General features: G+C 67.1%; 1 pseudogene. It reads right to left on the bottom strand.

Annotated features, from left to right (window positions below):
• Positions 1–255, bottom strand: a pseudogene (locus QSK32_RS45415) (IS4 family transposase); the annotation flags it as partial.

Here is a 255-nt window from a genome sequence, read left to right as displayed (position 1 = left end):
TCGTGTCAGCGATGACGCCTGCGGCGAGGACGAGTTGGTCTCGGGCGGTGTTGAGGGCGGTGGTGAAGCTGGCCCGGTCCGGATCGAGGCCGGGCCGGCTGTCGGTGGCGTCGACCATGGCGGTGCGCAGTAGTTGGTAGACGATCAGCAGGGCGTGGATTTCCTGATCGATGCCGTCGGGGGTGCGTGATCGCAGGACCCGGCCGCCGAGGATGGTGGACTTGAGTTCGAGGTAGGCGGTCTCGATCTCCCAGC

Origin of the sequence: Actinoplanes sp. NBRC 101535 (assembly GCF_030269225.1) — a bacterium.
GTDB lineage: Bacteria > Actinomycetota > Actinomycetes > Mycobacteriales > Micromonosporaceae > Actinoplanes > Actinoplanes rectilineatus.
Note: the sequence above shows the minus strand (reverse complement) of the source record. Positions and strands in the feature narration are given on the sequence as shown.